Raw genomic sequence first — 21,446 nt, 5'->3', positions numbered from 1 at the left:
GTCCTCCTGAGGGTTTCTTCGGACCGCCAAACTACCCGGCGGCCCGGGTCACCTCGCGCTCCGGGGACGCGGAGCGCCACGACTCACGCGCGGGAGACGGCCGCCGGCTCAGGAGTCGGGCGAGCGCAGCACGCGGAGGTGGCCCCTGCGGGCGACCTCCGCCGGATCCGCGGTACGCGGACCGCCGCCCCTGGGCCCGTCGCCGCGGTCGTGCGGACGGGCGGCTTCCCGTACGGCGTTGGCGAGCGCTTCGAGGTCGTCACCGCTGGGACGGACGGGCGCGGAGGGGTCGGAGAGCCGGACGACCTCCCAGCCGCGTGGCGCGGTCAGCCGCTCACTGTGCTCGGCACAGAGGTCGTAGCAGTGGGGCTCGGCGTAGGTGGCGAGCGGGCCGAGGACCGCAGTCGAGTCGGCATAGACGTACGTCAGTGTCGCGACGGCAGGGCGGCCGCACGCGGTGCGCGAACAGCGACGTACAGGGCTCACGATGTTGGACGCTACCGCACTCTTGAGCGGGCTGCGACGACTGTCCCTCAGCTCACCCCACCGTGTCGCCCTGTGACCCCGGGTACGGCCGCCTCCGGGGAACTCCCGCTGACCTGCACGGCATCAGAAGGTCGCAGGTCGTGACGGTGTCGCGACGGCAAGGATTCCGGTCACCATTCGCCTTGAAAACGGTCATAAGGCAGAAGGTGAACGGTCATGAGCGGGGCCGGAAACAGGCTCCCTCGTGGCCGGAACGCTCAAGAGCGGACAAGCCACGGACAGCCCGCGGACAGGCCGGTTCGTCCCCGGGCAGCCGCCGTCCGCCCGCCCCGCGGAGCGTTACGCTGCGTCGGTGATGGACAGTCCCGTACCGCCCCACCCGTCCGAGCCGCGACCGCGGCGCCGAGACCGACACGGCCGAGGCATGCGTGGGCCCGTCGCCCCGCCCCAGGTGCCGCTCTCGGCCAGCCGTGCGGACAGCTTCCGTGATCTCGTGCAGGACTCCGTGGAGCGGCTGGAGCGGCGCTGGCCGCAGCTGGCCGAGGTCGACTTCGTGGTCCTCGATGTGCCGAGCACCGGGGAGGAGACCGTTCCGCTCGGGAACGCGTTGTCCGCCGAGAAGGAACGGCCGGCGCAGATCGTCGTCTACCGGCGTCCCGTCGAGATCCGCACCAAGAACCGCGACGAGCGTGCGCTGCTGGTGCACGAGGTCGTGGTGGAGCAGGTCGCGGACCTGCTCGGGCTCGCCCCGGAGTCGGTCGACCCCCGGTACGGGCAGGAGTAGCGGGCGGGAGCGGGCGCCTCGTTCGCCGGCCCCCGCCCCGGCCCCCGCCCGCGTTCAGTCGTCCAGGACCGACAGGTCCTGTTCGGCCGTCGGCACCTCGACCGTTCCGCCGTCGTCCGGCAGCGTCTGCACCGTGAACATCGGGATGCCGTCCTGCGGAAGGGTGAGTGTGCGGGCGGCGTGGACCGGGCCGCCCGACAGCGTCTCGACCGTCAGCGCGTACGTGCCCTTGAGACCCGCCGGGACCGGCGGGGTGACCGCGGCCGTCGTGCCCGCGGCGACCTTGTACGTCTTGCTGACCGGGGTGCCGCCCTTGCTGCCCGCGGACGCCGTGACCTTCACGGTGCCGGCGGCGCCGGGGGCGGTGAGCGAGAGGACCGAGCCCTTCGCCCGGTTGTCGGCCGCGGTCGCCTGCGCGCCCACCGGGCCGGTCGCCGGGATGTACCCGACCTCCTGCTTGTCGCCCTTGCCCCGGACCACTCGCAGCGCGGCCACCACCGGGGTGGCCCTGTTCTTCTGGACCGGGGTCAGCAGCAGGGAGCCCGCCTCGCCCCGGGTGATGTTCTTCAGGTCGACCCCGGCCGTCATCCGCGACTTGACGTGGAGATCCTCGTTGCCCACCGGGGCGAACGCACCCGTCTTGCCCAGCAGCTTCACGTTCAGGTCCGCGTCGTCCTCGCCGGGGGCGAAGGCCACCAGCCGGACGGAGGTCGCGTCCGCCGGGATGCCGGGCAGCACCAGGGTGCCCGCCGGGGCGGCGGAGGCGGCGAGCCAGTCGCTGCCGGTCTTGCTGTCCGCGGTCCTGACGACCGCGCCGACCCGTCCGGTGCGGGTGGTGACGTGGACGGTCACATCGTCGGCCGCCTTGCTGGTCAGGGTCGAGATCAGGACCCGGACGCCGGATCCGGCGGGGACCGTGATGCCCTCGCCCACATCGGACTTGAGCGTGCCGTCCGGACCGTACAGCTCGATGTCGGCGACCGCGGCGGTGTCGTCCGGGTTGGTGAGGTTGACGTAGTCCTCGCGGGTCTTCGCGGTGCTCGCGGCCGGGAACCAGAAGTCGGTGTCGGGTGCCGTGCAGCTGACCCCGAGCAGGCCTCGGGCGTCGCCCGCCTCGACGGTGGTGGTCTGCTGGGCGGTCCAGCCGGGGGCCAGCCGGCCGGTGGCGGTGCCGACGAGGGCGAGGGCGTCGGCACCGGACACGTCGGCGGTGGCCGGCTTGCCGGGCTCCTTGAGAGCGACGACGGGCTTGTCCGCGTCCTTGCTCTTGTCCTTCGCGGGCTTGTCCTTGGCGGTCTTGTCCTTGGCGGTCTTTTCCTTGTCGTCCTTCTCGGCGGCCGTGGGTGACTTCAGTTCGGCCGCGCCCGCCTCGCCGTCGCTCTTCGCGACGGGGGTGAAGGACGTGTACGTCGTCTCCGCGAGATCCGAGAGACCGGGCGCCGGGCAGAGCAGGCTGGACCGCTCCACGGGCAGCCGGGACGCCGCCGCGGCCTCCGTCGCACCCCCGTCCCCCGGCACGGTGAGCGCGGCGAACCCGGTGACGGCGGCGAGGGCCACGGCCCCCGCGATGAGGGACAGGCTGGTGGACTTCACTCGGACTCGCCTCGCGATGCGTTACCGGTCGGCCACGGGTTCTGGCCCGGGGCGGGGTTCTCGTCGGGGGTGTTGGCGGGATGGGGGGCGGGGCCGGGGTTCTGCGGGTCGTACGGCCGCTGGTCGCCGTACTGGCCCGCACCGTACTGGGCGTTGGGGTCGTACTGCGCGTTCGCGTCGTACGGGGCGTTGCCGTACTGCTCACCCGTGCCGTACTGGTCGCCCGTCCCGTACTGGGCGTTGGGGTCGTACTGGGCGTTGGGGTCGTACTGCGGGTTCGCCGCGTCGTACGGGGCGTTGGTGTACTGGCCCTGGCCGTACACGGTGTAGCCGCTCTGCTGCTGCGGATAGCCGTACTGGTCGTACCCGCCGGCGGGGTTCTGCTGCTGCCCGTCCCCGTACTGGCCGCCCTGGTACTGGCCCTCCTGGTACTGGCCTTCCGGATACTGCGGGTAGTCGGCGCCCTGGTACTGCTGGGCGTCCCATTCCCCGTACTGCTGCTGGGGCACCGCGGCGTACTGACCGGTGTCACCCTCGGCCTGCTGGGGCACCGCCGCGTACTGACCCGTGTCGCCCTCGGCCTGCTGGGGCACCGCCGCGTACTGACCGGTGTCACCCTCGGCCTGGTGCGGCACCGCCGCGTACTGGCCCGTGTCGCCCTCGGCCTGCTGGGGGACGAAGGCTTCCTGGTCGTCGGTGGCCGGCTGTTCCGGTTCGGCCGGCTGGTGGGCCGGGGCGTACTCCGCCCGCTCCTCGCCCGTGTCGACGTCCTCGCCGTCCTCCTCCCCGTCCGCCTGGGCGGCCGCGCGCAGCCTGCGCGCCCGGCGGCCCTCGCCCGCGACCGGCTCGGCGGGGACCGGCGCGGTCTCCTCCGGCAGGTCGTCGTCGATCTCCCGGCGGCGGCCCGGAAGGGCCAGGACCAGCAGGACCACGACGAACGCGGCCTGGGCCCAGATCCACGCGGAGTGCGTGAAGGACGTCTCGTACGTGAGGTCCAGCGAGCCGCCCTCGGTGGGGAGCTCGAAGCCCTGGGCCCAGCCGTCGACGGTCTTGCGGGTCAGTGCCCGCCCGTCGAGCGTGGCCTGCCAGCCGGGGTCGGCCGCGTCGGCGATCCGCAGCACCCGGCCCGCGCCGCCCGGCGGGATCTTGGTGTGTGCCTCGACCCGGCCGGAGCCGACCGGCAGCCGCTCGGCTCCGGCGGCGGACGGGACGATCATGATCCGGGCGACCTGACGGTCGACCCGCCAGAGCGCGCTGCCGTCGAGCTGGCTGAGCCGGCTGAGGCCGGGCGTCGCGTCGAGCACCCGGCTCATCTGCTTCGGCGCCCCGTCCCGCACGAGGACGTAACGGATCGCGAAGCCGCTGAGCTGGCTGCCCTGGTCGGCGCCGGAGCCCGCGACCAGGTTGGCGACGACCTTGTCGAGGTGGCTGTTGCCGCCGCCGGCCGCGGCCAGTTCGGCATCACCGAGGCGGGCGCCGGAGCCGCGGACCAGGGTGTACGCGACGGAGGAGGGCGACGTGCCGCCGAGGACCAGGGTGCGCGGCTGGTCGCGGGTGCTGCTCTCCTCCGCGACGAACGCGGGCACCTGCACCGGGTCGCGCCGCTCCAGCGGGCCCGCCGCGCCGCCGATCATCCAGCCGGCGGCGGCCAGCACGGGGGCGATCCCCGCGGCGAGCGCGATCAGGACGGCGACCGGCTGGCGCCAGCCGAAGCTGAGCTCCGCGACGCGTACCCGGGCACCGTCGGCGCCGACCAGCGCGGCGGCGATGAGCGCGGCGCCGTAGACGAGGGTGGCCGGTCCCGCCCAGCCCGAGCCGTTGGCGAGCCCGGCGAAGGCCAGGCCCACCAGGGCCACGGCCCAGGCGGTCCGGACCGCGAACTGCCGCTCCCCGCGCAGCAGCGCGGCCAGCGCCGCGAGCACGATGCCGAGCAGCAGGACGCCGCCCGCCGCCTTGGGCCCGCCGGGGCTGATCCCGAGCAGGTCGAGGGCGGAGGCCGATCCCGTACCGGTCTCCAGGCCCGCTTCCTTCAGGAAGGACGAGGGGCTGGTCAGGAGCGAGAGCGACCAGGGCGCCAGGACGAGCATCGGGGTGCCGACGGCGGCCAGGAAGCGGAGCCCGTAGGCCGTGATGTCGTTGCGGCGCAACGCCAGGACCCCGACGCCGAGCACCACGGCGAGCGGCCACACGATGGGGGTGAACGCCGTCGTGAGGGTGAGGAGCAGGGTGTACGCCCAGGTCGCGCGCCAGCTGCCGCGGCTGTCACCGCTGCCGCGCATCCCGTGTGCGGAGACCGCCGCGCGGGCGATCAGGGGCAGCAGGACGAGCAGCACGGCGGTGCCGAGGCGGCCGGTCGCCAGGGCGCCGGTCGCGGCGGGCAGGAAGGCGTACGCGACACTCGCCCAGGCCCGCAGCAGCCGCGAGGGGATCAGCGGGCGCGAGACGAAGTACGCGGTGAGTCCGGCGAGCGGGACCGAGCAGACCAGCAGCAGGGTGAGCGCGAATCCGGTGGAGCCGAGGAACAGCGCGGACAGCGCGGAGATCATGCCCAGGTAGGGCGGTGCGGTCTGGGTGCCGCCGGTGCCCACGGTGTGCCAGCCGTCCGCGTACCGGCCCCACAGCTCGGAGACGTCGCCGGGTGCGGGCAGCAGGGCGCCGCCGGCCAGCGCGCCGCCGCCGATGAGGCTGCGGCAGGCGACGAGGGAGACCAGGAGCAGGACGGCGAAGAGCACCGGTCCCGGCTTGCGCCCGACCCGCTTCAACTTCGCGAACTGGTCGATCTCCAGGAAGTCGGCGTCGTCGCCGCCCGGTCCGGACTCGACGGCACCGTGCCGCGAGCCGCCGGACTCGGCCTCCGTGGAGCCGCCGAAGTTCCCGGCCACCTGTTCCACGGTGGCGCGGACGGTCGCGCCGGGAGCCGGGAAGAGCCCGCGCAGCTCGGCCGGGTCGATGACGCCCTTGCCGCGTTGACGGCGGGCCGCGAGGATCCGTCCGGGCCGCAGCAGGGTGCCGAGGAGTCCGGCGACCTCGTCGAGCGCCTGGCCGGGCGCCTTGCCGACGAGGTAGGCGAGCGTACGCAGCAGGGTGCCGAGCACCAGCCGGAGCAGCGCCCAGAGCAGCAGCTTGCCGCGGGCGTTGACGAGCATCGTGTAGACGGCGCCGGCCTTGTCGACCCGGTGCGGGCTGGAGACGGAACGCCCGGCGCAGTCGATGGGACGGCGTTCGCGGGCGGACGCCTCGGCGTGCCGCAGGACGGCGTCGGGGGCGATCAGCACCCGGTGCCCGGCCATGTGGGCGCGCCAGCACAGGTCGACGTCGTCACGCATCAGGGGGAGCCTGCGGTCGAACCCGCCGAGCTCCTCCCACACGTCACGGCGGATCAGCATGCCCGCGGTGGAGACGGACAGGACGGTACGGACCTGGTCGTGCTGGCCCTGGTCCTGCTCCCGCCGGTCGAGTCCGGTCCAGCGGCGCCCGCTGTTGGCGATGGAGACCCCGACTTCGAGGAGCTGCCTGCGGTCGTACCAGCCGCGGAGCTTGGGGCCGACGATCGCGGCGTGCGGGTCGTTGTCGACGACGCGGAGCATCTCGGTGAGTGCGTCGGGCTCGGGCGCGCAGTCGTCGTGGAGCAGCCAGAGCCACTGCACCGGTTCGCCGTGCGGCAGTTCGGGCAGGTCGTAGGCGTCGTCGCGCCAGGACCTGGTGACCGGGTCCCAGCCGCTGGGTCGCTTCAGGTACGGCAGGTCGTCCGGGGTGAGGACCCCGGACGTGCGGCTCGCCTCGTCGACGGCGGTGCCGAAGCCCGTACGTCGCGCGAGGTGCAGGACGCGGTCGGCGCCGAGCGCCTCGGTGACCAGCCGCGCGGAGTCGTCGGCGCTGCCGGTGTCGGCGGCGACGACGCTCTGCACGGGGCGTTCCTGCCCGAGCAGCCCGGCGAGCACGTCGGGCAGCCAGCGTGCGCCGTCGTGGGAGACGAGCACGGCGGTGACGACGTGCCGGGGGAACTCTGGGGCGGCGGCAGCCGCGTACGGCGCCGTCGAATGGCTGTGCACGGACATCGAGGTACGGGCCCTCCGGCCGGATCCGGGGGACATTCCCCCCGGGGGCTGCATCGGTGTACACGCGCGCTCTGTCGGGTCGTTGGCGCGTCTCGGACGGGGCCCCACACTAACGGTACGGATAACCGGGATGGCGCGGACCGGTTGAACGAGGGCAACGGCACAGCGTCGGAGGGCGGCGGGCGGCGGGCCGGACGGGGCCGGGGCGCGGAGCCGGGGCCCCGGGGCGGCGGTGGCCACGCGCGGGCGGCGGACACGGCGATGGCCCGCCGCCTGCGGGCAGGGTGCAGGCGGCGGGCCATGGGCGACCGGGGCCGGGGAGCGGGCCGCGCCTCGGAGTCCGGCATCTTCGGATCGGGTTCGTCGCGTCAGGTCCGTCGCGTCCGGTTCTGTCGCGACAGGTCTGTCGGCTCGGGTTCGCCGGCTCGGGTTCGCCGGGTCAGGCACCCGCAGGCCGGGATGCCCAGGCGCGCGTCAGATCGCGGCCTTCTTCAGACGGCGTCGCTCGCGCTCGGAAAGACCGCCCCAGATGCCGAACCGCTCGTCTTTGGAAAGGGCGTACTCAAGGCATTCGGACCGGACTTCACAGGCGAGGCAGACCTTCTTCGCCTCGCGGGTGGATCCGCCCTTCTCGGGAAAAAAGGACTCGGGGTCGGTCTGGGCGCACAGTGCGCGCTCCTGCCAGCCGAGTTCCTCGTCCGCGTCCTCGACCAGCAGTTGCTGGAACAGCTCGGTCATGTGCGCCCCTCGTCTGTCTCTTGCGTCCCCGTGATGCGGCCGTTATCGAATCGGCCGAACGACACGAGTGAAATTACAAGTGTGTAGCTCAGTGCCAGTCAAGCGCAGATCTGCTATTGGGTTCGGTATTCACTCTGCGGCACCAAGCGTATGCGGAAAGTGTTCAAATCACCAAAAACCTGACATATGCCATGGGCTTCATTCCACACGCACCCGCCACAGGGAAGAACTCCCCGGAGGACGGACACGTTGCGATTCGATCACCGAAGCGATCAAGATCACAGTCGGGTCACGGGGCCGCGACCACGTTTGCGGGTGCGTCTGCTGCGCCACATCTCCGTCGCGCACACTGCACAAACCTTTCTCCGTCCGGAGTAACCGGATGAGGTGAAACATTAGCCCTAAATCGGGCATTGGGTTGACACTCGGAAGCTCTCCGGTTCTCCTTGATGTCATGCCAGTGACCTCAGCGATGCGCGTGACCCACATCCGTGGGTTCCGTAGCGCTGTCCAGGCTCGCTGTTGCTGTTCCAGCTGTCTCAGCTGTTGAAGCCCTCGCGCTCCAGTCCGACACAGCTCATCCCGGCCCCCCCGGACCCTCCCCTGCGGCCCTCACGGCCCATGGTCACCCGGTCCCGCGGTCCCCGCGACACCCCTGCATCCCCACCCGCACTCCCGTGCACTCCTGCCGAGGAACCACCGCACCCATGAACAGCGACAGCGACCTCCAGATCGCCGGCGACCTCCTTGAGGTCCAGCACCTCCTGCGCCCCGCCCGTGAGCACCCCGCCACGGTGTCGGAGTTCGTCGGGCTCGCCCGCTCCATCGCCGGCGACCGCTCCCGATGGGCCCCGCTCGTCCGGTACGACGCCACCACCCGCTGGTACCACCGGCTGCTCAGCCACCCCGGATACGACGTCTGGCTGCTCAGCTGGATCCCGGGCCAGGGCAGCGGGCTGCACGACCACGGCCTGTCCTCCGGCGTACTGACCGTGCTGGACGGCGAACTGACAGAACGTACGGACCGCGGGAAGCGGACGCTGGGCTCCGGTACCCAGCGCGTCTTCGCCCCCGGCTACGTCCACGAGGTGGTCAACGACTCCCTCGAACCGGCCGTCAGCCTGCACGTCTACTACCCGGGCCTGACCGACATGCCGATGCACTCCACCCAGTGCGCCCCGGCCGCCGCCACCGTCTGACGGCCCGCCCGTCGCCCGCCACCACCCCGACAACGATCAGGCTTCGCCTGACAGCCCCACCCGTCTCCCGCCACCACCCCCACAACGATCAGGCTTCGCCTGACAGACTGTTTCGCATGCGCATTGTGGTTCTGGCCGGCGGTATCGGTGGTGCTCGTTTTCTGCGTGGCCTCAAGGAGGCCGCGCCCGACGCGGACATCACGGTGATCGGCAATACCGGTGACGACATCCATCTGTTCGGGCTCAAGGTCTGCCCCGACCTCGACACCGTGATGTACACCCTCGGCGGTGGCATCAACGAGGACCAGGGCTGGGGGCGGACCGACGAGAGCTTCCACGTCAAGGAGGAACTCGCGGCCTACGGCGTGGGGCCCGGGTGGTTCGGGCTCGGCGACCGTGACTTCGCGACCCACATCGTCCGTACGCAGATGCTCGGCGCGGGCTATCCGCTGAGCGCCGTCACGGAGGCGCTCTGTGCGCGCTGGAAGCCGGGGGTCCGGCTGCTGCCGATGTCCGACGACCGGATCGAGACGCATGTGGCGGTCGATGTCGACGGCGAGAGCAGAGCCATCCACTTCCAGGAGTACTGGGTGAAGCTGCGCGCCTCCGTCCCGGCACGGGCGATCGTGCCCGTCGGTGCCGAGCAGGCCAAGCCGGCCCCGGGCGTCCTGGAGGCGATCGGCTCGGCCGACATCATCCTCTTCCCGCCGTCGAACCCCGTCGTGTCCATCGGGACCATCCTCGCCGTGCCCGGCATCCGGGAAGCCATCGCCGAGGCCGGAGTGCCGGTCGTCGGCCTCTCCCCCATCGTCGGAGACGCACCGGTGCGCGGGATGGCGGACAAGGTGCTCGCCGCGGTGGGCGTCGAGTCGACGGCCGCGGCGGTCGCCCAGCACTACGGCTCCGGGCTGCTCGACGGCTGGCTCGTCGACACCGTGGACGCGGGCGCGGTGGACGAGGTGGAGTCCGCGGGCATCCGCTGCCGTTCCGTACCGCTGATGATGACCGATGTCGCCACCACGGCCGAGATGGCGCGGCAGGCGCTGGTCCTCGCCGAAGAGGTACGGGCATGAGCGCGGCCCCGGCCGCCGCGCCCTCGTTCCGGGTGTGGGCGCTGCCCGGGATGCCCGAGGTCAGGGCCGGGGACGATCTCGCGAAGCTGATCGCCGCCACCGGGCCCGGTCTCGTCGACGGTGACGTACTCCTCGTCACCTCGAAGATCGTCTCCAAGGCGGAGGGCCGGATCGTCGAGGCCACCGACCGGGAGGCGGCGATCGACGCCGAGACGGTACGGGTGGTGGCGCGGCGCGGCGCGCTGCGGATCGTCGAGAACCGGCAGGGCCTGGTCATGGCCGCGGCCGGGGTCGACGCCTCCAACACCCCCGCCGGAACGGTCCTGCTGCTGCCCGAGGACGCCGACGCGTCGGCGCGGGCCGTCCGGGAAGGGCTGCGGGACACGCTCGGCGTCGACGTCGGCGTCATCGTCACGGACACCTTCGGACGCCCGTGGCGCAACGGGCTGACCGATGTCGCGATCGGCGCGGCCGGGGTGCGGGTGCTGGACGACCTGCGGGGCGGGACCGACGCGCACGGCAACCCGCTGAGCGCGACCGTCGTCGCCACCGCCGACGAGCTGGCCTCGGCCGGGGACCTGGTCAAGGGCAAGGCGAACGGGCTGCCGGTGGCGGTGGTGCGCGGGCTCGGCCACCTGGTGGACCCGGCGTCCGCCGAGGGCGCGCGGGCGATGGTGCGGGTCGCGGCCGATGACATGTTCCGGCTGGGCACGTCCGAGGCGGTACGGGAGGCGATGACCCAGCGGCGCACGGTGCGCGAGTTCACCGACGATCCGGTGGACCCGGGTGCGGTGCGGCGGGCCGTGGCCGCGGCCGTGACGGCGCCCGCGCCGCATCACACGACGCCGTGGCGGTTCGTGCTGCTGGAGTCCGAGGACGCGCGGACCCGGCTGCTGGACGCGATGCGGGACGCGTGGATCGCGGATCTGCGGCGTGACGGGAAGAGCGAGGAGTCGGTCGCCAAGCGGGTGCGGCGGGGCGATGTGCTGCGCCGGGCGCCGTATCTGGTGGTGCCGTGCCTGGTGATGGACGGCTCCCACACGTACGGGGACGAGCGGCGGGACGCGGCGGAGCGCGAGATGTTCGTGGTCGCCGCGGGTGCCGGAATCCAGAACTTCCTGGTCGCGCTGGCCGGTGAGCGGCTGGGCTCTGCGTGGGTGTCCTCGACGATGTTCTGCCGCGATGTGGTGCGGGAGGTGCTGTCGCTGCCGGCGTCGTGGGATCCGTTGGGGGCGGTTGCCGTGGGGCGGGCCGCGGGGGCGCCTCCGGCGCGGGGGGTTCGTGACGCGGAGTCGTTTGTCGCGGTGCGGTGAGGGGGCTGGGGTGGGTTTCGGGGCTCTGCCCCGGACCCCGGCCCTCAATCGCCGGACAGGCTTGAATCAGCGCCGGGCCCGGTGGAAACGTGCGGGACGGTGGGCTTGAGTTCGGCCTGCCTTTACAGCTGGGCGATGTTGCGTGGCGTCATTCTCGGGGCGTGGCGGGGCGGGGTGTTGCCGGAGAGCATGATCAGGCGGGTGGCCCGGTGGCGTTGGCCCTCGTAGGGGGACAGCAGGGTCAGCATCTCCTCGTCGTCGGCGTTCCGGTTGCCGGCCAGCGCGTGGCCGACGATGCCGGGCAGGTGGAGGTCGCCGACCGTCACCGCGTCCGGAGCGCCGTTCGCCCGCTGCAGGGTCTCGGCGGCGGTCCAGGGGCCGATGCCCGGGATCGCCTGGAGCCGGGCCATCGCCCCGGCCAGCTCCATGGCCGCGGCCTCCTCCATCCGGCGGGCCACCCGGACCGCGCGCAGGATCGTCGCCGAGCGCTTGCTGTCGACGCCCGCGCGGTGCCACTCCCAGGACGGGATCAGCGACCAGGTCCGGGCGTCCGGCATGACGTACAGGCCGTACTCCTGCGGGCCCGGCGCCGGCTCCCCGTACTTGCGGACCAGGAGGCGCCAGGCGCGGTACGCCTCGTCCGTGGTGACCTTCTGTTCCAGGACCGACGGGATCAGGGACTCCATCACCAGGCCGGTGCGCAGCAGCCGCAGTCCCGGCCGGCGGTGGTGGGTCACCGCGAGGAGCCGGTGGCGCGGGGTGAAGGCCTCCGGCTCGTCCGCCGCGCCCAGCAGCGTCGGCAGCTGGTCCAGCAGCCAGGACGCGCCGGGCCCCCAGGCGGCCGCCTCGATCCGGCCGTCGCGGGCGACGACGTGGAGGGTGCCGGGACCGGCGGGGGTGCGGCTGGCCCGGCGGACGGAGCCGTCCGCGGACATCCGGAAAGTGGGGTCGGCGGGGCCCCGTCGCAGCGGGCCGAGGACGAGCCGCAGGTCGAACGGGCCCGGCGGGGTCCAGTCGCGGGTCAGCGCCGTCGGTTCGGGCGTCGTCACCTGGCGCGGGACAGCCGCGTGCGGGGCGCTGCGGGGAGCGAATCGTCCTGCCACGGGTGAGGTCCTCGGTAGTCGGGGTTGCCTGTCGAGGGTACGGCTGTTTCCGGCCAGTGGGGGCGTCCGGGAGGAGTGGCTCGCCCCGGTCATTCGTCCGAGGAGAAGCGCACCGACGCGGCGGGCAGGTGTGCCCCGCACCAGATCCGGATGCCGTCGCGCAGTTCGTTGTCGGCGCCGACCTTGGCCCCGTCGCCGATGACCGCGCCGGCCAGCACCGTACGGCTGCCGATCCTGGCGCCCGCTCCGACCAGGGAGTCCGTGATCACCGCTCCGGGTTCGACGATCGCGCCCGCCAGCACGGTGGAGCCCTCGATCCTGGCGCCCGCGCCGATGACCGCGTCGGCGCCGATGACCGTACCGCCGGTGAGTTTGGCGTCGGGGGCGACGGAGGCGGTCGGCAGCACGAGCCGGTCGCCGCACCGGCCGGGGACGGCCGGCGAGGGGGCACGGCCCAGCACGAGGTCGGCGGAGCCGCGTATGAAGGCCTGCGGGGTGCCGAGATCCAGCCAGTACGTGGAGTCGACCATGCCCTGGAGATGTGCGCCGGAGGCGAGCAGTCCGGGGAAGGTCTCGCGCTCCACGGAGACCGGGCGGCCGGCCGGAATGGTGTCGATGACCGACCGGCGGAAGATGTACGCCCCCGCGTTCACCTGGTCGGTGACGATCTCCTCGGGGGTCTGCGGCTTCTCCAGGAACGCGGTGACCCGGCCGGTGTCGTCCGTCGGCACGAGGCCGAAGGCGCGCGGGTCGTCGACCCGGGTGAGGTGGAGCGAGACATCGGCTCCGGAGTCCGCGTGCGAGGTGACCAGCGCCCGGATGTCGAGGCCGGTGAGGATGTCTCCGTTGAAGATGAGGACCGGTTCGTCCGGGCCGGAGTCGAGCCGTGCGGCGACGTTGCGGATGGCGCCGCCGGTGCCGAGCGGTTCGCGTTCGGTGACGTACTCGATGTGGAGGCCGAGTTCCGAACCGTCACCGAAGTGCGGCTCGAAGACCTCCGCCAGGTACGACGTCGCGAGGACGATGTGCTCGACCCCGGCGGCCCGTGCACGCGCCAGCTGGTGCGTGAGGAAGGGGACGCCTGCTGCCGGAACCATGGGTTTCGGGGTGTGCACCGTGAGCGGGCGCAGCCGGGTTCCCTTGCCGCCGACCAGGAGAATCGCTTCTTTTGCCTCTGTCACAGCACTGTCTCTGCTTCCTGCTGGGGCCGGGCCTGGTATCGGCTGGCCAGTGTATGCAGACCGGACGGGGCGTCCTTGGTCAGCAGCCCGCAGCAGGCCCCGGGCGCCCTCGGCGCCCTTCGTGTCAGCGGCCCTGGAGCCGGGCCGAGCTGGTCCGGGTCGTGCCGAGCTTCTTGTAGAGACGTGCTCCGGGGCATTCGGTTGCGAAACCGTCCCGGTGGCCGGAAATGACGTTGAGTTTGACCTTCTTTCCCTTCTTGTACTTGTTGCTCCCGCCGGAGACCAGGGTCACCTTGCCCTTCGGGTTGGCCTTGAAGAGGCCGAGCTTCCAGGCGGTGAGCTTCGCGACGGCGTTGACCGCCGCCGAGGGCGGGTTGGAGCTGCTGAAGGTCCCGAGCACCACGACGCCCATGGTGTTGGTGTTGAAGCCGAGGGTGTGCGCGCCCATGACGGCCTTCGTCACGCCGCCGGCCCGGCCCTCGTAGATGTTTCCGCACTTGTCGACGGCGAAGTTGTAGCCGATGTCGCGCCAGCCGTTGCTCTTGACGTGGTACCGGTAGATGCCGCGCAGCACCGAGGGCGCCTGGGAGCAGGTGTAGTTGTTGCCGGTGGCGCTGTGGTGGACGAAGGCCGCCTTGACGGTCCTGGTGTACGCGAAGGCGCGTTCGCGGATCTTCTCGTCGGCGCCCCAGCCCTTGCGGGTGATGATGCGCGGGCGGGGCCCGATGTACGGCTTGGCGTCCGGCGCGTACCCGGCGGCCGCGTCGGTCGCGGACCTGCTCAGGGCGGGGAGCGCGGTGGCGCCCTGCGGTGCGGCGCGGCCGGCGCCGGCGGCACCGGCGGCGGGCAGCTCCCGCGGGTCCTTGCCGGGGTCGACGAGTTCGAGGTGCAGCCCGGCGGGCAGCGGTACGGGGGTGGCGGAGGCGTCCCGGGTGGCGGGGGCCTCCGGGTTCACCCGGACCTCGACTCCGTCGGACGCGCCGGCCCAGAGCGGGGCGGTGGAGCCGCGGACGGCGCCCGACTCGCGCTCGGGGGTGCCCGGGTCGGCGGAGTGCTCTGCGTTGTGCGTCTCCAGGTCCTGCCAGCCGGACCAGCGGCCGGTATCGGTGGAGCGGGTACGGACCTGGGCGGTGCCGTGGAGTTCGGTGTTCACGTCGTCCCAGACGACGCCGACCATGGAGAACGGGTGGACCTCGCGCTCGGTCAGCCCTTGTCCCGCGACTGCCGGGGCGGGTTCACCGGTGGCCCGCGCGGCGGCGTCGGACAGGGGGGACAGGGCCAGCGACTGCGTCGAACCGGGCAGCGCGGCGGGTTCGGACGCCTCGGCGGGCACGGAGCCCGCGGCAGTCGAGTGGGCGGGGGTGTCGGGGGCGGCGCCCGCGGGCGCGGCGAGCGGCAGCAGGAGAGCTGCCGCGCAGGTGACACCAATGGCGGATGCAATGAAGGCACGCATACAGATGATCCTTCACACAATCAGACGACTCCGGCGACCGGTGTTTCGTCCGGTATTTGACGGCCCGTCTGCCGAACCGGTGTACGAGGCACCCGCCACGCCCGGTCCGGCCCGCCACCCCCACGTACCCTTGCGCGGATGAACGCCAGCGACCGCACCCCTGCCGACCTGCTGCGTTCCGCGCTTGCCGCGGACCCGGCCCGCCCCATGGTCACTTTCTACGACGACGCCACCGGAGAACGCGTCGAACTGTCGGTGGCCACCTTCGCCAATTGGGTGGCCAAGACCGCCAACCTGCTGCAGGGCGATCTCGCCGCGGAGCCCGGCGACCGGCTCGCGCTGCTGCTCCCCGCGCACTGGCAGTCCGCGGTCTGGCTGCTCGCCTGCTCCTCGGTCGGCGTCGTCGCCGAGGTGCGGGGTGACCCGGCGGCCGCCGACCTCGTCGTCACCGGACCGGACACGCTGGAGGCCGCGCGGACCTGCCGCGGTGAGCGGATCGCGCTGGCGCTGCGCCCGATGGGCGGCAGGTTCCCGCAGCCGCCCGAGGGCTTCGCGGACTACGCGGTGGAGGTGCCGGGCCAGGGCGACCGGTTCGCCCCGTTCGCCCCGGTGGACCCGGACGCCCCGGCGCTGACCGTGGGCGATATCGCCCTCAGCTCGGCGCAGCTGGTCGCGCGGGCCCGCGAGGACGGTGCCGCGCTGGGCCTGGGTACCGGATCGCGACTGCTCTCGGGGCGTACGTACGACACCTGGGACGGCCTCAGCGCCGGGCTCTTCGCGCCGCTGGCGACCGGGGGTTCGGTGGTCCTGTGCCGGCACCTCGGGGAGCTGGGCGAGGACGGGCTGGCGCAGCGCGTCGAGAGCGAGCGGGTCACCCTGACCGTGTGACAGCGGCCCGCGCGGCGGCGCTCCGCGCGACAGCGGGGCGCCGCGGTACGACAAGAGGTCCGTGCACCACCCGTCCGGCCCATCGTGGGCCGAGCCCTCCGGGCGATGCGTCAACTCCGGTACATGATCTGCGGTACAGACCACTCAAGGCACAACCAAGCGTGAGGTTCAGCCGTCTACTTCTGCAACCGGCGGCCCAGCGCGCCGCCGAACGTGAAGGATGGACGCAGACGTGACCGAAAGCGCCGGCACTCCGGCCGACCCCGACGACTCGGCCGCGGGCGAGGACCAGACGCCGGACGGGTCGCCGGGTGCGGAGCGCGGCGAGAAGCCCGCGCCGGAAGCCGCCTCGAAGGACACCCCGAAGGACGCCTCGGAGAACATCCCGGAGGACACCCCTGCGAGCGCGCCCGGGAGCGCCCCGGGCGGCGAGACGCGCAGCGGGTCGGGAACCGGGTCCGGCAGCGAGTCCGGCAGCGGATCTTCGGGCGGGGCTCCGCCCCCGGGCTCAGGGCCGGGTCCGACCCTCGACATCACCGTCAAGCGCAAGCGGCACTGGCTGCGTTGGACCGCGCTCGGGGCCTCGTTCGTCGTCCTCGTCGCCGCGGGCACCGGCTGGTGGCTGTACAAGAAGCTCGACGGCAACATCAAGACGGACACCTCCGCGGCCGCCGAACTCAAGACGTACGAGAAGGAGCGCCCCGCGTCCGTCGTCCATGACGCGGAGAACATCCTCCTCATCGGCTCCGACAGCCGGGCCGGGGACAACGGCAAGTACGGCCGCGACGACGGCGGCAGCCAGCGCTCGGACACCACGATCCTGCTGCACCTGGCCGCGAACCGGAAAAGCGCCACCGCGATGTCCATCCCGCGCGACCTGATGGCGAACATCCCGACCTGCCACAAGGCGGACAAAACCTCCAGCAAGCCGCAATTCTCCCAGTTCAACTGGGCTTTCGAGTTCGGTGGAACAGCCTGCACCATCCGTACCGTCGAGAAGATGACCGGTGTGCGCATCGACCACTACATGGTCGTCGACTTCAACGGTTTCAAGGACATGGTCGACGCGGTGAACGGCGTGGAGATCTGCCTCAAGGAACCGATCAACGACACCGCGGCCCACCTCAAGCTCCCGGCGGGCCGCCAGAAGCTCGACGGTGAGCAGGCGCTGGGGTACGTACGGGTCCGCAAGTCGATCGGCAACGGCAGCGACACCGAACGGATGGACCGCCAGCAGCAGTTCCTGGGCGCACTCGTCAACAAGGTGCAGAGCAACGGCGTCCTGCTCAATCCGACCCGGCTCTACCCGGTGCTGGACGCGGCGACGAAGGCGCTCACCACGGACCCGGGGCTGGACACCCTGAAGGACCTCTACGAACTCGTACGCGGCATGCGCAACGTACCGACCGACAAGGTTCAGTTCCTGACCGTTCCCCGGCAGCCCTACGCCGCGAACCGGAACCGGGACGAACTCGTACAACCCGACGCGGACGAGCTCTTCAAGCAACTGCGCGACGACAAGCCGCTCGCGGTGGTTCCAGCAGATCAGCTCAACGGCGACGACGGCAAGAACACCGGACACGGGGAGGGTTCGGAACATTCACAGGATGCAGACAGCGACAGCCGGTCCGGCGGGGGGTCCACGGACGGGGAATCGGGTGCCACAGGCGCTCCGGGCCCCAGCCCCACACCCACCTATTCGGGTAACAACGCGGCGACCGACCTGTGCAAGCAGTAAAGCAATTACCAAGCGGACATCAACGTTCGGCGTGCAATGGGAAGAATGCCCGGTTGTAAGGGTCGTGGAATGTGTCACGCTCATCGCTCGGCGCCGAACCGGACGGATAGTGTGACGCGATCCGGTTACTTCCGGCCCTCGGGCCGAACACTTCCGGAGTGAAAAATTGAGCGCCTTATCGGGGGAGGCGCCTCGCGTGGCACCGACGGAGGACTCAAGCAACCGTGGATGCACAAGGCCGTGGGCGGGCGGAAGATATCGATCCCGCAGACCAATGGGTCCTCAACCCGGACACCGGCGACTACGAACTGCGACTGAACCAATCCGGAGGGGATTCGGGTGGCGGCCCGAGCAATTCGGCCCCGCGCGGCTCCCGGCGCAGAGACGCCGTGCATGAGGACGGCGGGCGGCGACAGGGCTCCCCGCGCGACGGTGCCGGACGTGGTGCCGGACCCGGCCGTGAGGTGCCCAGACAGGGCGGTCGCCGTTCGGCCCGTGGCCAGGAGGGTCCGGGTTCGGGCTCTTCGACGCGTTCCTCCACGCGCTCGTCCCCGAACGAGAGCGGCGCCGGCCGCCGCAAGCGCAAGGCCCCGAAGGCCCGCCGGAAGAAGGCGCTGATCTGGACGGGCGGCGTGATGGCGTTCCTGCTCGTCGGTGTCTCGGTCGGCGGTTACCTGCTGTACCAGCACTTCAACGGCAATCTGAACACCGTGGACATCGGCGACGCCGGCAACAAGGACGTGGCCACGGCCAACGCGCCCCTGAACATATTGGTCATCGGTACGGACAAGCGCACCGGCAAGGGCAACGAGGGCTACGGCGACAAGGGCAGTACCGGCCACGCCGACACCAACATCCTGTTCCACGTCTCCAAGGACCGCACCAACGCCACGGCGCTGAGCATCCCCCGCGACCTCATCACCGACATCCCGGACTGCAAGACCAGGCAGCCGGACGGCTCGGACAAGGCCATCCCGGGCACGGAGAACATCCGGTTCAACGTCAGCCTCGGCCAGGAGGGCCGTGACCCGAGCTGCACGATGGACACCGTCAAGGAGATCACCGGTCTGAAGGTCGACCACTTCATGATGGTCGACTTCAACGCGGTCAAGGAGCTGTCCACGGCGGTCGGTGGCGTGGAGATCTGCCTCGCGAAGCCCGTCAAGGACGCGGACTCCCATCTGGACCTGCCGGCGGGCAAGCACAAGATCCAGGGCGAGGACGCGCTGGCGTTCGTCCGGACCCGGCACAGCTTCGCCAACGGGAGCGACCTGGACCGGATCAAGGTCCAGCAGCAGTTCATCGGCTCGATGATCCGGCAGATGAAGTCGGACGACACGCTGACCAGCCCGACGAAGCTGTTCAAGCTGGCGGACGCGGCGACGAGGGCCCTGACGGTCGACAAGGCGATCGGCTCGGTGCCGAAGCTGACCACGCTCGCCAAGGAACTCACCAAGATCGACACGAAGAACATCTCGTTCGTCACCCTTCCGGTCATCGACAACCCGGCCGAGCCGAAACCGATCACGGTGGTGGTCGACCCGGTGAAGGCGCCCCAGCTGTTCTCGATGATGCAGCACGACACCTCACTGACCGAGGTGGCCGCGCAGAAGAAGGCGGCGAAGAGCAAGCAGGACGCTCTCCTCAAGGGCACCAAGGCCGCCCCAGCCGACGTACGCGTCGATGTCTACAACGGTGGCAAGATCGCCGGCGGGGCTCAGCAGACCGTCACCTGGCTGCAGAACACCAAGGGCGTCCTCAAGTCCACGAACAAGGCCAACGCCCCGGCGAAGGCCGCCAGGACGACGCTGGAGTACGCGCCGAACCAGGCGGACCAGGCCCGTGCCCTCGCCGAGATGATGGGGCTCCCCGGATCGGCGCTCAAGAAGGGCACCACCGACGCCGAGGGCCTGCAGGCGATGGTGCTGACGCTCGGGGCGGACTTCGAGGGTGCGGGCACCCCGATCACCGGTCCGGCCAAGATCGATATTCCGAAGGCCAGTGCCGACAAGGCAGAGTGCGCGAAGTGACACCGGGTCACTGCGCCGTACCGCGAGTCTGAGCAGCAGGGGGGGTCCGGTGGGACGGAGCAGTACGCCAGGGGAGGGAACGCGACCACGGGTCCGGCATGCCGGTCAACTCGGCTGGGACGACGGCCTCTACGAGGGCGACAAGGCCGGCGCCCCGACGCCGGACGGGAGCGGGGACGGGGACGCCGCCCGCCGCGGCGCGGGCCACGGCGGCGGGCGGCGCGGCCGTCCCCGCCGGGCCGCGAAGCGGAAGAAGCACCGAATACTGCGCTGGACAGCCCTCTCGCTCGCGGTGCTGATACTCGGCACCGGCGCGGCCGGCTATCTCTGGTACGAGCACCTCAACGGCAACCTCCGCAAGGGCCACCGCAGTGCGGGCAACAGCGCGGCGAAGAAGACCGCGCCGAACTCGGCGGGCCAGACCCCGCTGAACATCCTGCTCATCGGGTCCGACAGCCGGAACACCGCGGAGAACCTCAAGCTCGGCGGCTCGAAGTCGAGCGTCGGCGGGATCCCGCTCGCCGACGTGCAGATGCTGCTCCATGTGTCGGCCGACCGGAAGAACGCCTCCGTCGTCAGCATCCCGCGCGACACCCGGGTGGACATCCCGGCCTGCGAGGACCCCGACAACGGCAAGAAGTACCCCGCCACCAACACCCTCATCAACGAGACGCTCGGCCGCGGTGGTCCCGGCTGCACGCTGGACACCTGGGAGAAGCTCACCGGGGTCTACATCGACCACTGGATGATGGTCGACTTCGCCGGAGTGGTGGACATGGCGGACGCGGTGGGCGGCGCGGACGTGTGCGTGAAGCAGAACGTCAACGACGTGCCCAAACCCAACGTGCCCGGTGGCTCCGGCCTGAGGCTGACGGCCGGCACGCACAAGGTCAAGGGAAAGCAGGCCCTGCAGTGGCTGCGCACCCGGCACGCCTTCGAGAGCGACTTCGGCCGCTCCAAGGCCCAGCACATGTACATGAACTCCGTCATCCGTGAACTGAAGGACCAGGACGCGTTCTCGGACACGGGACGGCTGATGGGCCTCGCCGAGACCGCGACCAAGTCGCTCCAGGTCTCCGAGGAGATCGGTTCGGTGAAGAAGCTGTTCGACCTCGGCATGCAGCTCAAGGGCGTGCCGATGGACAAGATGAACATGCTGACGATGCCGAGGATTCCCGACCCCCAGGACGACAACCACGTACTGGCGAAGCCGGGCGCCGCGGACAAGCTCTGGGCGCTGCTCCGCGACGACGAGCCGCTCGACCCGAAGGACCGGGCCAAGAACAAGAAGAAGAAGGAGACCGGTCCGGCCGCCGGCGCTCCCGCCTCGATCGGCGTGAGCGTCGTCAACGGGACGGCGGGCGACGGCCAGGCGCCCACCAGCAACCGTGCCGGGGGTGTCCGGGACCTGCTGCGGGCCAAGGGCTTCACCGAGGCGGCCACCTCGACCGCTCCCGGATCGGCGCTGACGACCGAGGTGACCTACCCGAAGAGCTCCGGCGCCCAGGGCAGGTCGGACGCGCTCTCGATCGCCAAGGCGATGTCGATGCCGACCAGCGTCGTCAAGGAGGTGCCGGACGGGGACCAGCTGACGCTCACGGTCGGCTCGGACTGGCGCACGGGGTCCACGTTCCCGAAGGCGGCGGCGGACGACAGCGACCCGCTGGAGGGCACCGAGGCGGTCAACGGCGCCAAGACGGGCTGCATGGACGTGTACTGGCCGTACCGCCAGATGTAGCGGCGCCCCGGAGACACGACGGAGAGGGGGGATGCCCGGGGGCACCCGGCCCACCCCCCCACCCGCCTACG

The 21,446-nt window shown here is 71.6% G+C and carries 15 protein-coding genes; 8 read left to right on the top strand and 7 right to left on the bottom strand.

The features are described from left to right. Window positions 1-108 precede the first annotated feature (108 nt). A complete protein-coding gene (locus tag AB0I52_RS29810) occupies window positions 109-486 on the bottom strand; it encodes a DUF3499 domain-containing protein (RefSeq protein ID WP_363077843.1) in 378 nt (125 codons plus the stop codon). 355 nt (window positions 487-841) lie between these two features. Here AB0I52_RS29810 and AB0I52_RS29805 point away from each other — a divergent pair, with 355 nt between their 5' ends. Further along, window positions 842-1,270 (top strand): metallopeptidase family protein, encoded by a 429-nt coding sequence (locus AB0I52_RS29805; protein WP_363077841.1) that lies wholly within the window; start codon window positions 842-844, stop codon window positions 1,268-1,270. 54 nt (window positions 1,271-1,324) lie between these two features. On the opposite strand, the gene AB0I52_RS29800 is transcribed toward AB0I52_RS29805, so the two are convergent. From AB0I52_RS29800 to AB0I52_RS29790, 3 genes are all read right to left on the bottom strand, one after another. Then, the gene (locus AB0I52_RS29800) at window positions 1,325-2,863 is read right to left on the bottom strand and encodes a DUF5719 family protein (RefSeq protein WP_363077839.1); all 1,539 of its coding nucleotides are present in this window, start codon (window positions 2,861-2,863) and stop codon (window positions 1,325-1,327) included. Then, on the bottom strand, window positions 2,860-6,921 hold the full coding sequence (locus tag AB0I52_RS29795) for a glycosyltransferase (protein ID WP_363077837.1): 4,062 nt from the start codon (window positions 6,919-6,921) through the stop codon (window positions 2,860-2,862). The genes AB0I52_RS29800 and AB0I52_RS29795 overlap by 4 nt, the downstream gene beginning before the upstream one ends. 474 nt (window positions 6,922-7,395) lie before the next feature. Then, window positions 7,396-7,659: a WhiB family transcriptional regulator gene (locus AB0I52_RS29790; RefSeq protein WP_024494319.1), complete on the bottom strand. Its 264-nt coding sequence runs from the start codon at window positions 7,657-7,659 to the stop codon at window positions 7,396-7,398. 707 nt (window positions 7,660-8,366) lie between these two features. Here AB0I52_RS29790 and AB0I52_RS29785 point away from each other — a divergent pair. The 3 genes from AB0I52_RS29785 to AB0I52_RS29775 all read left to right on the top strand — a co-directional run bounded on the left by AB0I52_RS29785 (window position 8,367) and on the right by AB0I52_RS29775 (window position 11,244). After that, on the top strand, window positions 8,367-8,858 hold the full coding sequence (locus tag AB0I52_RS29785; protein WP_363077835.1) for a cysteine dioxygenase family protein: 492 nt from the start codon (window positions 8,367-8,369) through the stop codon (window positions 8,856-8,858). A gap of 116 nt (window positions 8,859-8,974) precedes the next feature. Next, window positions 8,975-9,931, top strand: coding sequence for a 2-phospho-L-lactate transferase (cofD, locus tag AB0I52_RS29780; RefSeq protein WP_363077833.1), 957 nt, complete (start codon window positions 8,975-8,977; stop codon window positions 9,929-9,931). Next, window positions 9,928-11,244, top strand: a complete 1,317-nt coding sequence (locus tag AB0I52_RS29775; RefSeq protein WP_363077831.1) for a coenzyme F420-0:L-glutamate ligase — start codon at window positions 9,928-9,930, stop codon at window positions 11,242-11,244. The genes cofD and AB0I52_RS29775 overlap by 4 nt, the downstream gene beginning before the upstream one ends. 122 nt (window positions 11,245-11,366) lie before the next feature. Here AB0I52_RS29775 and AB0I52_RS29770 read toward each other — a convergent pair whose 3' ends face one another. From AB0I52_RS29770 to AB0I52_RS29760, 3 genes are all read right to left on the bottom strand, one after another. After that, entirely contained in the window at window positions 11,367-12,347 is a 981-nt protein-coding gene (locus AB0I52_RS29770; RefSeq protein ID WP_363077829.1) for a DNA-3-methyladenine glycosylase 2 family protein, read from the bottom strand. A gap of 89 nt (window positions 12,348-12,436) precedes the next feature. Continuing rightward, window positions 12,437-13,528, bottom strand: a complete 1,092-nt coding sequence (locus tag AB0I52_RS29765; protein WP_362965495.1) for an NDP-sugar synthase — start codon at window positions 13,526-13,528, stop codon at window positions 12,437-12,439. A 124-nt stretch (window positions 13,529-13,652) separates the two neighbouring features. Next, the gene (locus AB0I52_RS29760; RefSeq protein WP_363077826.1) at window positions 13,653-14,981 is read right to left on the bottom strand and encodes a peptidoglycan recognition protein; all 1,329 of its coding nucleotides are present in this window, start codon (window positions 14,979-14,981) and stop codon (window positions 13,653-13,655) included. Between the two features lie 138 nt (window positions 14,982-15,119). On the opposite strand from AB0I52_RS29760, the gene AB0I52_RS29755 reads away from it, so the two are divergent. From AB0I52_RS29755 to AB0I52_RS29740, 4 genes are all read left to right on the top strand, one after another. Further along, the gene (locus AB0I52_RS29755) at window positions 15,120-15,869 is read left to right on the top strand and encodes a TIGR03089 family protein (protein ID WP_363077824.1); all 750 of its coding nucleotides are present in this window, start codon (window positions 15,120-15,122) and stop codon (window positions 15,867-15,869) included. A 220-nt stretch (window positions 15,870-16,089) separates the two neighbouring features. After that, window positions 16,090-17,607 carry an LCP family protein gene (locus tag AB0I52_RS29750; protein WP_363077822.1) on the top strand — a complete coding sequence of 506 codons (1,518 nt, stop codon included), beginning with the start codon at window positions 16,090-16,092 and terminating at the stop codon, window positions 17,605-17,607. Between the two features lie 224 nt (window positions 17,608-17,831). Beyond that, entirely contained in the window at window positions 17,832-19,637 is a 1,806-nt protein-coding gene (locus AB0I52_RS29745; protein ID WP_363077820.1) for an LCP family protein, read from the top strand. A 49-nt stretch (window positions 19,638-19,686) separates the two neighbouring features. Further along, the gene (locus AB0I52_RS29740) at window positions 19,687-21,375 is read left to right on the top strand and encodes an LCP family protein (RefSeq protein ID WP_363077818.1); all 1,689 of its coding nucleotides are present in this window, start codon (window positions 19,687-19,689) and stop codon (window positions 21,373-21,375) included. The last annotated feature ends 71 nt before the right edge of the window (window positions 21,376-21,446 follow it).

The organism is Streptomyces sp. NPDC050423 (genome assembly GCF_040655445.1).
Classification (GTDB): domain Bacteria; phylum Actinomycetota; class Actinomycetes; order Streptomycetales; family Streptomycetaceae; genus Streptomyces.
This window is presented reverse-complemented; position numbering and strand designations above follow the sequence as displayed.

Coding starts and splice junctions, on each gene's coding strand:
- AB0I52_RS29805 (WP_363077841.1), top strand. CDS start 842: ATGGACAGTCCCGTACCGCCCCACCCGTCCGAGCCGCGACCGCGGCGC.
- AB0I52_RS29795 (WP_363077837.1), bottom strand. CDS start 6,921: ATGTCCGTGCACAGCCATTCGACGGCGCCGTACGCGGCTGCCGCCGCC.
- AB0I52_RS29790 (WP_024494319.1), bottom strand. CDS start 7,659: ATGACCGAGCTGTTCCAGCAACTGCTGGTCGAGGACGCGGACGAGGAA.
- AB0I52_RS29785 (WP_363077835.1), top strand. CDS start 8,367: ATGAACAGCGACAGCGACCTCCAGATCGCCGGCGACCTCCTTGAGGTC.
- cofD (WP_363077833.1), top strand. CDS start 8,975: ATGCGCATTGTGGTTCTGGCCGGCGGTATCGGTGGTGCTCGTTTTCTG.
- AB0I52_RS29775 (WP_363077831.1), top strand. CDS start 9,928: ATGAGCGCGGCCCCGGCCGCCGCGCCCTCGTTCCGGGTGTGGGCGCTG.
- AB0I52_RS29760 (WP_363077826.1), bottom strand. CDS start 14,981: ATGCGTGCCTTCATTGCATCCGCCATTGGTGTCACCTGCGCGGCAGCT.
- AB0I52_RS29755 (WP_363077824.1), top strand. CDS start 15,120: ATGAACGCCAGCGACCGCACCCCTGCCGACCTGCTGCGTTCCGCGCTT.
- AB0I52_RS29750 (WP_363077822.1), top strand. CDS start 16,090: ATGGACGCAGACGTGACCGAAAGCGCCGGCACTCCGGCCGACCCCGAC.